The sequence below is a fragment of the Bacteroides sp. K03 genome (genome assembly GCF_019734355.1).
Classification (GTDB): Bacteria; Bacteroidota; Bacteroidia; order Bacteroidales; family Bacteroidaceae; genus Bacteroides; species Bacteroides nordii.
In genome coordinates this window covers 40,244-50,121 of record NZ_JAASHC010000041.1, presented here as the reverse complement: position 1 = coordinate 50,121, position 9,878 = coordinate 40,244, and the positions used below count along the sequence as shown (strand labels likewise).

At 43.6% G+C, this 9,878-nt stretch carries 7 protein-coding genes; 6 read left to right on the top strand and 1 reads right to left on the bottom strand.

From position 1 onward, the window contains the following. Positions 1-175: 175 nt before the first annotated feature. Positions 176-574 (bottom strand): response regulator, encoded by a 399-nt coding sequence (locus tag HCG69_RS19330; protein ID WP_007484281.1) that lies wholly within the window; start codon positions 572-574, stop codon positions 176-178. A gap of 211 nt (positions 575-785) precedes the next feature. Here HCG69_RS19330 and HCG69_RS19325 point away from each other — a divergent pair, with 211 nt between their 5' ends. The 6 genes from HCG69_RS19325 to HCG69_RS19300 all read left to right on the top strand — a co-directional run bounded on the left by HCG69_RS19325 (position 786) and on the right by HCG69_RS19300 (position 9,877). Beyond that, positions 786-2,423 (top strand): ABC-F family ATP-binding cassette domain-containing protein, encoded by a 1,638-nt coding sequence (locus tag HCG69_RS19325; RefSeq protein ID WP_221651392.1) that lies wholly within the window; start codon positions 786-788, stop codon positions 2,421-2,423. A gap of 276 nt (positions 2,424-2,699) precedes the next feature. Beyond that, complete coding sequence (locus HCG69_RS19320) at positions 2,700-3,104, top strand: DUF6769 family protein (RefSeq protein WP_221651391.1); 405 nt, start codon at positions 2,700-2,702, stop codon at positions 3,102-3,104. A 121-nt stretch (positions 3,105-3,225) separates the two neighbouring features. Then, a complete protein-coding gene (locus tag HCG69_RS19315; RefSeq protein ID WP_221651390.1) occupies positions 3,226-4,458 on the top strand; it encodes an efflux RND transporter periplasmic adaptor subunit in 1,233 nt (410 codons plus the stop codon). Positions 4,459-4,632: 174 nt separating this feature from the next. After that, on the top strand, positions 4,633-7,779 hold the full coding sequence (locus HCG69_RS19310) for an efflux RND transporter permease subunit (protein WP_221651389.1): 3,147 nt from the start codon (positions 4,633-4,635) through the stop codon (positions 7,777-7,779). A gap of 9 nt (positions 7,780-7,788) precedes the next feature. Beyond that, the gene (locus HCG69_RS19305; RefSeq protein ID WP_221651388.1) at positions 7,789-8,967 is read left to right on the top strand and encodes a TolC family protein; all 1,179 of its coding nucleotides are present in this window, start codon (positions 7,789-7,791) and stop codon (positions 8,965-8,967) included. A 94-nt stretch (positions 8,968-9,061) separates the two neighbouring features. Then, positions 9,062-9,877, top strand: coding sequence for a hypothetical protein (locus tag HCG69_RS19300; RefSeq protein ID WP_221651387.1), 816 nt, complete (start codon positions 9,062-9,064; stop codon positions 9,875-9,877). Position 9,878 lies beyond the last annotated feature (1 nt).

Below are 9,878 nucleotides of genomic sequence, written 5' to 3'. Positions count from 1 at the left end.
GAAATACTTTACTTGCCATATGAATTTTTATAATGTTAAAACGGTGTAAAGTAAATCTGTATTAAGTCAATCTTATAAAACATGAGCTACAAGTGAATGCATACCATTCTACTTGTAGCTCATATTTATAATGCAAGTTATAAAATTCAGCTGCCTATAAGGCAAGCCATTTCAGTTACCACTTCAAATCCGGGAAATAACTCGTCAGGCAATTCCTCAAAATACTCAATGTAATGGGTTTCACCAATACCTCTGTTGCTCCACATTTCATTGCATTTTCTTTATCGGAACTGAATGCATATGCAGTCTGCATTATGATAGGTATTTTCTGATCCTCTTTACGAATAATCACTGTTGCGTCCAAACCAGTCATTATCGGCATTTTAATATCCATAAGTATCGCTGCAGCTTTGCCACGATTCTCATTGAACAACTTCACTATTTCCTCTCCGTTCTTAGCCCACAGGATATCACATTTTTTTCCTATGATAGCCTTTATCAATTTGAAATTACTGTCATCGTCTTCCGCCACCAGTATTAGCGGACGGAAGTCTGTTGTTGATTCATTTTCCATTATAATGATTGTTATATTCGCGTGTACATATTTAAGTATATCGTATTATATCATACGCATTCAGCGCGCAAGTTATAAAAAAAAATAATATAAATGATTATCTTTGCCAAAAAAGCGAAGATAAGCTGCACCTTGGCATAAAAAATGAACTCGTTCATTTTATTCTACTCCCGGTTTGCATTATCTTTGCACCTCATTTTAACGAACATATATGATTTCAGTAGACGGAGTTGCCGTAGAATTCGGCGGAACCACCTTATTTAGTGATATTTCTTTTGTAATTAACGAAAAAGACCGTATTGCCCTGATGGGTAAAAACGGAGCAGGTAAAAGCACACTGCTTAAAATATTGGCAGGAGCCCGCCAGCCGACCCGAGGGAATATTTCGGCTCCCAAAGAGTGTGTTATTGCTTATCTTCCACAGCATTTAATGACCGAAGACGGACGTACCGTATTTGAGGAAACAGCACAGGCGTTCGCTCATCTGCATGAAATGGAGGCCGAAATAGAACAATTAAATAAAGAACTGGAGACCCGCACCGATTATGAAAGTGACAGTTATATGGAACTGATTGAAAAGGTTTCGTCACTGAGTGAAAAGTTCTATTCGATTGATGCAACCAACTATGAAGAGGATGTAGAAAAAGCATTATTAGGACTCGGTTTCGTGCGTGAGGACTTCCATCGGCAAACAAGTGACTTCAGCGGTGGCTGGCGTATGCGCATCGAACTGGCAAAACTGTTACTGAAAAAGCCGGACGTATTGCTACTGGACGAGCCGACCAACCACCTGGATATTGAGTCTATACAATGGCTGGAAGATTTCCTCATCAACAATGGTAAAGCGGTAATCGTAATCAGCCATGACCGTAAATTCGTTGACAATATCACCACCCGTACCATCGAGGTGACGATGGGACGCATCTACGACTATAAAGTTAACTACTCCCAATATCTGCAATTACGCGCAGAACGTCGTGTGCAGCAGCAAAAACAGTATGACGAACAACAGAAATTCATTGCCGAAACCACCGAATTCATAGAACGGTTCAAAGGAACATACTCCAAAACCCTGCAAGTACAAAGCCGTGTAAAGATGCTCGAGAAACTGGTATTGCTGGAAGTGGACGAAGAAGATACATCGGCTTTACGCCTGAAGTTTCCGCCTTCTCCCCGTTCGGGTAGTTATCCGGTAATTATGGACAATGTAGGTAAAACCTATGGCGAACATACAGTATTCAAAAATGCTTCACTCACTATAGAACGCGGAGATAAGGTAGCATTTGTCGGAAAAAACGGTGAAGGTAAATCCACATTAGTGAAATGTATCATGAAAGAAATCGAACATGAGGGTACATTGACTCTGGGACACAACGTACAGATAGGATACTTCGCACAAAACCAGGCCTCACTGTTAGACGAGAACCTAACCGTATTCCAGACCATCGACGATGTGGCTAAAGGAGAAATCCGTAATAAGATACGCGACCTGTTAGGAGCTTTCATGTTTGGCGGACCGGAAGAATCAATGAAGAAGGTGAAAGTACTATCGGGAGGCGAGCGTACACGTTTAGCTATGATTAAGCTATTACTCGAACCGGTAAACCTGCTGATTCTGGATGAGCCTACCAATCATCTTGACCTCAAAACAAAGGATATCCTGAAACAGGCTTTAATTGATTTTGACGGTACGTTGATTGTCGTTTCACATGACCGTGACTTCCTGGACGGACTGGTAACAAAAGTATACGAATTCGGCAATAAGAAAGTAAAAGAACACTTGTGCGGTATCTACGAATTTCTTGAAAAGAAAAAGATGGACTCTCTGCAGGAGTTAGAAAAGAAATAGTGGTACTTCCCGCACGGGGAGGTACGCCAAGCGATGGGTATATTTTGAAACGCGGATTAACGCGAATTTGCGCAAATTAAAAGACTGTTATTCTATCTCGTCTTTCTTTGTGCAAATCCGCGTTAATCTGCGTTTTATTGAATAATAATACTCTATGGAACTCTGTGAGCCTCTGTGGTGAAATCCCTCCAAATTATCTTTTTAATATTTTAAGTACTATAATTTGCTATTCGATAAGGTAAATCCTATCTTTGCCAGCCAATTAAAGTTTTAAATTTGAAGAACAAAAGGTACATATTCTATATTCTATTTGTCATCAGCATCATTATGCTGGCAGTACCCCTTGTTCCCCATCATCACCATGCCAATGGGATGATTTGCATGAAACATGATGTAACACCCGAAGAACAATGCCCTGTACACAATCACCACCGGGAAAATGACTCCTGCTGCAGTAACGAATGTCTGGCGCGTTTTTCATCTCCTGCACCCAGTGCGCAGGTAGATTTGGGACCACAACATATGTTTGTTGCAATCTTATTCACCGACTTTATAATTGAAAATCTACTCCGACCTCAGGAAAAACAATTCACTAACGAATATGTCTACCGAGAGTCTTTACACGGCACGAATATCACTCGTGCCTTCGGACTTCGTGCCCCTCCATCTACATTCGTCTAACCGAACAATGTAGCTATTACATTGTTTGCAAGACTGTTGCACCCGCAAACCTCTACTTTTGCAGGGTGAATTGTGACGAATTTACAAAAACGAAATCATTAAGAATGTATTTTATATAATCATGAAGAAACTTATCTTTATGGGAGTTCTGGGATTGTTTATTCTGGGCTCCTGCAACAACAAACCGGGAAATAATCCCGAGGAACACAATCATGGTACCGAGGCTCACAACCATGACCACGAAGGACACGATCACGAAAATGAAGGACACAGCGCCACCAAAGAGTGCGAGGGACATGACCACGGTAGCGAGGCTTCCGAAAGCGAACATAGTGATGAAATCATTCTGCCCAAAGCTAAGGCAGAAGCTGCCGGAGTGAAGGTGAGCACTATTGAACCGGGGACTTTTGAACAAGTAATAAAGACCAGCGGACAAGTACTTGCCGCACAGGGAGACGAAAGCGTAGCTGTAGCTACGGTAGCCGGTGTTGTCAGCTTTCACGGTAAAGTTACCGAGGGCATGAGTGTAGGGAAAGGCAGTACCCTGCTGACCATCTCATCCAGTAATATAGCAGATGGTGACCCGGTGCAACGTGCCCGTATTGCCTATGAAATCTCAAAGAAAGAATACGAACGTATGAAAGCGTTGGTTAAAAACAAAATCGTATCCGACAAAGATTTCGCACAAGCCGAACAAAATTACGAGAATGCCCGTATCAGCTACGAAGCACTCGCCAAAGGAAATACCAAAGGCGGACAGGCCATATCTTCTCCTATCGGCGGATATGTGAAAAATATCTTAGTCAAAGAGGGAGATTATGTTACCATCGGACAACCGTTGGTCAGCGTAACACAAAACCGTCGTCTTTTCCTGCGCGCAGAAGTTTCAGAGAAATACTACCCATATCTGCGCACTATTGGTTCGGCTAACTTCAAAACGCCGTATGATAATAAGGTGTATGCACTAAAAGAATTAAGCGGACGCCTCCTTTCGTTTGGCAAGTCTGCCGGAGATAATTCATTCTATGTTCCGGTAACATTTGAGTTTGACAACAAAGGAGATATTATTCCCGGTTCGTTTGTAGAGGTATATCTACTGTCAACCCCAATGGAAAACGTTATCTCGCTCCCCCGCACTGCACTGACAGAGGAACAAGGATTATTCTTTGTCTATTTGCAACTGGATGAAGAAGGGTATAAAAAGCAGGAAGTGACCTTAGGTGCAGATAATGGGCAAAGCGTACAGATACTTACAGGCGTCAAAGCCGGCGATCCTGTTGTTGTCAGCGGTGCCTACCAGGTGAAACTGGCTTCGGCAAGTAATGCGATACCGGCACATAGTCATGAACACTAAAAGGATTTACGATTGGACGATTTACAATTTACGATTGAAATTACTTTGATTTACAATCTCTTTCATCAATCGTAAATTGTAAATCGTCTAATCGTAAATAATTGTAATTTTAATCGTAAATTGTAAATTGTCTAATTGTAAATCATTGTAAATCGTCTAATCGTAAATAATTTCATGTTAAATAAAATTATACATTTCTCTCTTCAGAACCGCATCCTGGTACTCGTAGCCTCGGTGTTGTTGCTGATTGGCGGTACGTATACCGCAATGCATACAGAAGTGGACGTATTTCCCGACCTCAACGCGCCAACAGTGGTCATCATGACTGAGGCCAATGGTATGGCAGCCGAAGAAGTGGAACAGCTCGTCACCTTTCCCGTAGAAACTTCTGTGAATGGTGCAACAGGTGTGCGCCGCGTACGCTCTTCTTCTACAAATGGATTTTCTGTAGTTTGGGTAGAATTTGACTGGGGAACAGATATTTATCTGGCCCGGCAGATTGTAAGTGAAAAACTGGCAGTAGTCAATGAGTCACTGCCCGCTAATGTGGGCAAACCAACACTTGGCCCACAGTCTTCCATATTGGGTGAGATGCTGATTATCGGCCTTACCGCAGATTCAACATCTATGCTCGACCTGCGTACTATCGCCGACTGGACAATTCGTCCGCGTCTGCTTTCAACAGGAGGTGTGGCACAAGTAGCCGTTTTGGGTGGCGATTTGAAAGAGTATCAAATACAACTCGACCCGGAACGGATGCGTCACTATGGGGTATCTATGGGTGAAGTAATGAACACCACCCGGGATATGAATCTCAACGCCAACGGTGGAGTACTTTATGAATATGGAAACGAATATATAGTACGCGGAGTACTCTCTACAGATAAAGCAGATCAGCTGGGAAAAGCTGTAGTGAAGAGTATAAACACCGTACCTGTACTATTGGAAGATATAGCAGATGTAACTATCGGACCGAAAGCTCCGAAGTTGGGCACAGCCTCGGAACGGGGAAAACTTGCTGTATTGCTGACAGTTACCAAACAACCTTCTACCAGTACACTGGAACTGACGGATAAACTGGAAGCTTCTTTAAAGGATTTACAGAAGAACCTACCTGCGGATGTGAAGGTTTCTACCGATATTTTCCGTCAAAGCCGTTTTATCGAAAGTTCTATCGGAAACGTGAAGAAGTCTTTGCTGGAAGGAGGTATCTTTGTTGTGATCGTGCTCTTCCTGTTCCTGGCAAATGTACGAACCACAATTATTTCACTGGTAACACTGCCAATTTCACTGATTGTTTCCATCCTCACTCTTCATTATATGGGGATGACTATTAATACAATGAGTCTTGGCGGTATGGCAATTGCCATCGGTTCACTGGTGGACGATGCTATTGTAGATGTGGAAAACGTATATAAACGACTCCGTGAGAACCGGATGAAACCGGAAGCTGAACGTCTCCCGGTACTCGACGTGGTATTCAATGCCTCTAAAGAGGTGCGTATGCCCATTCTGAACTCTACACTGATCATTGTAGTGAGTTTCGTACCCCTCTTCTTCCTTACAGGTATGGAAGGACGTATGTTAGTACCGCTGGGCGTTGCTTTTATTGTGGCACTGTTCGCTTCTACAATAGTGGCTTTAACACTTACTCCGGTACTATGCTCTTATCTGTTGGGTAGAAACAAGAGTGACAAAATCCCCAAAGAAGCATTCGTAGCACGCTGGTTGAAAGGTGTTTATGAAAAAGCATTGAGATGGGTACTTAATCACAAGCGAATCACGTTGGGAAGTACCATTGCTCTGTTTATTGTTGCTTTGGGATGTTTCTTTACGTTAGGACGCTCCTTCCTACCGCCTTTCAACGAAGGTTCGTTTACCATCAATATATCTTCGCTGCCGGGTATCTCTCTGGAAGAGAGTAACAAAATGGGGCACCGTGCGGAAATGTTGCTATTAACTATTCCTGAAATACAGACCGTGGCCCGCAAAACCGGACGTGCCGAACTGGATGAACATGCCCTGGGAGTGAATACCTCGGAGATAGAAGCACCATTTGAACTGAAAGACCGTTCGCGCAATGAGCTCATTGCAGATGTACGTGAGAAACTGGGTACAATCACCGGAGCAAATATCGAGATCGGCCAGCCTATCAGCCACCGTATCGACGCTATGCTATCCGGAACAAAAGCCAATATCGCTATTAAGCTTTTCGGAGATGACTTAAACAAAATGTTCTCTTTGGGTAATGAAATAAAAGGGGCTATTGAAGGTATTCCCGGTATTGCCGACCTGAATGTGGAACAACAGATTGAACGCCCACAGCTAAAAATCACTCCGAAACGTGAAATGCTTGCCAAATATGGTATCACCCTGCCGGAATTCTCAGAATATATCAATGTAGCATTGGCAGGTGAAGTCATTTCACAGGTTTATGAAAAAGGCAAGGCATTCGATCTCATTGTTAAAGTGAAAGATAACTTCCGTGATGAAGCCGAGAAGATACGTAACCTGATGGTAGATACATCGGACGGAAAGAAGGTACCCCTAAGTTACGTAGCTGATGTTGTTTCGGCTATGGGTCCCAATACCATTAACCGTGAAAACGTGAAACGTAAGATTGTGATTTCTGCAAACGTAGCCGACCGCGACCTTCGCAGCGTAGTAAATGATATACAGAAAAAGATAGATACCTCCGTAAAGCTCCCGGAAGGGTACCATATTGAATATGGAGGGCAATTTGAAAGCGAACAGGCAGCAAGCCGCACGCTGGCCTTGACTTCCTTCATGAGTATCGTTATAATCTTCTTACTGCTGTACCATGAGTTCCGGAGTGTAAAAGAGTCCGGAGTGATTCTGCTGAACTTGCCGTTGGCGCTGATTGGTGGCGTATTTGCGCTACTCATCACCACAGGTGAAGTCAGTATCCCGGCCATCATCGGATTTATCTCTCTGTTTGGTATCGCTACACGTAATGGTATGCTACTTATCAGCCATTACAATCACCTGCAACAGGAAGAGGGTATGGGAGTATACGACAGTGTAATTCATGGTTCACTGGACCGGTTGAATCCTATTTTGATGACAGCACTCTCCAGTGCTCTGGCGCTGATACCACTGGCCCTGAGTGGTGATCTGCCGGGTAACGAGATACAAAGTCCAATGGCAAAAGTAATCCTCGGAGGTCTTTTAACATCGACTTTCCTGAACGGATTTATCATTCCCATTGTATACCTGATGATGCATCACCGCTCCCCACAGAAGGAGGAGATATGCCAAACGATAGATGATGGGAATATCCCTAATGAAACGAATGAATAATAGAATGAAATGAAAAGAATAACGATATTTACTGCCGCACTCCTTGCCATTGCAGGAGTGCAGGCACAAAGTAACATAGAACAGGTGCTTCGGAATATCGAAGCTAACAATAAGGAGTTGCAGGCAAACGCCCAGCTTATCTCTTCACAGAAGCTGGAAGCAAAGACTGATAATAACCTTGCAGATCCCAGTCTCTCTTATGCTCACCTTTGGGGCGCAAAAGACAAAAATGAGACAATCGGAGAGCTTGTCGTTTCTCAAAGCTTCGACTTTCCCAGTCTCTACGCCAGCCGTGCAAGATTGAACCGCCTGAAAACAAGCTCTTTCGACGGACAGGCAAGTATCTTCCGGCAAGGTATCCTGCTACAGGCCAAAGAAGTATGTCTGGACATTATCATGCTTCGCCAGCAAAAGCAGATCTTACAAGAACGTTTACGCAATGCGGAAGAGCTTTCGGCAATGTACAAGAAACGCCTGCAAACAGGCGATGCCAACATTATTGAAACAAACAAGATCAACCTGGAACTGCTAAATGTCAAAACAGAGGCTTCGCTAAATGAAACAGCCTTGCGCAATAAGCTTCAGGAACTGAATACCCTGAATGGAAATATTCCTGTAGTATTTGAAGGGAATACATATCCGGCGGTTATCTTCCCTTCGGACTATCAGATGCTTAAAGCGGAAGTACTCGCTGCAGATCCAACCCTGCAGACACTTGCCAGTGAGAGTGCAGCTGCCCGTAAGCAAATTGGTGTCAACAAACAAGGCTGGTTGCCGAAACTGGAACTGGGATACCGCCGGAATACCGAATCGGGTACTCCCTTCAATGGCGTAGTAGTAGGGTTTTCTTTTCCGATCTTTGAAAACAAAAGCAAAGTAAAGATAGCAAAAGCACAAGCCATGAATACAGATTTCCTGAAAGAAAGTGCCATATTGCAGGCAGAATCACAAGTAGCACAACTTTATCAGGAGGCACAAACTTTGCGCAGTTCAATGGACGAGTACGAAAAAACCTTCCAGGCGCAGCAAGATCTCGAAATGCTGAAACAAGCACTGACCGGTGGGCAGATCAGCATGATTGAGTACTTTGTAGAAGTCTCGGTAGTATATCAAAGCAAACAAAATTATCTGCAACTGGAAAACCAGTATCAGAAGGCAATGGCAAAGATATATAAGAACCAATTATAGAACCGATTTCACTTCTGCCAGACATTGTTTGAAGCTTTTTGTTGACAAAGACAAGAGAATACATTATATTTGCAGCAAACATAAAATACTGATTATGAAACCTAAACATTTCTATCAGACAGCTTTGTGCTGCATCCTTACTCTGCTGAGCGCATGTAAGGACGACAACGACAGTCCGCTCCGCTTTTATAACGACACATACGAAGTCCCTATGGGAGGTATACGCTACCTGGGGTTGGAAAGCGGAAACGGTGATTATTCATTAGAAGTAAAAGATCAACGTCTTGTCAGTGCACAAGTGGAACAGGGATGGTCGACTCCGGGTGGTAGTGCCATCTATGTCCGGGGAATCCTTACGGGAAAAACAACCTTGAAAGTCACAGACTATGCAACGTTGGAAAGTTGTCTTTTGACAATTAAAGTAGTGGATAATTACGAAACAATGCGGCTATCCCGTGGATATGGATCTGCACTGTCTGAGAATGGAACGGCGGACATGCTGCCCGGCATTTCGGATATATTTCTTATCAATAATCGTGCACGGGATGCATATTTCTTCAGACAGGGACCTCAAACAGCCTTTTCATCCGGGTTGGTACTGGTAGCAAAAGGAAATTATGTACTCGAACCGGGAATGGACGACCAGGCCAATATGACACTCACCTTTACAGAGAGTGTGGAGCACGCAGAAGCCCTGACCGGTTCACATAAGTTCATCCTTCACGGCAATCCGTATATACTCCACCGGTTGGACAAGAACCTGAATCTGAATTGGGATACTCCACCGACAGGAGATACGCGGACATCGCCCGAGCCTCCTCCTTCTTACATTCTGGAAGAAGAAGGAACAGGAAAGCAGTTGAGCTTTTCATTCACCGGACTGGAAATGCCGGAAGGAATATTGCCTTAAC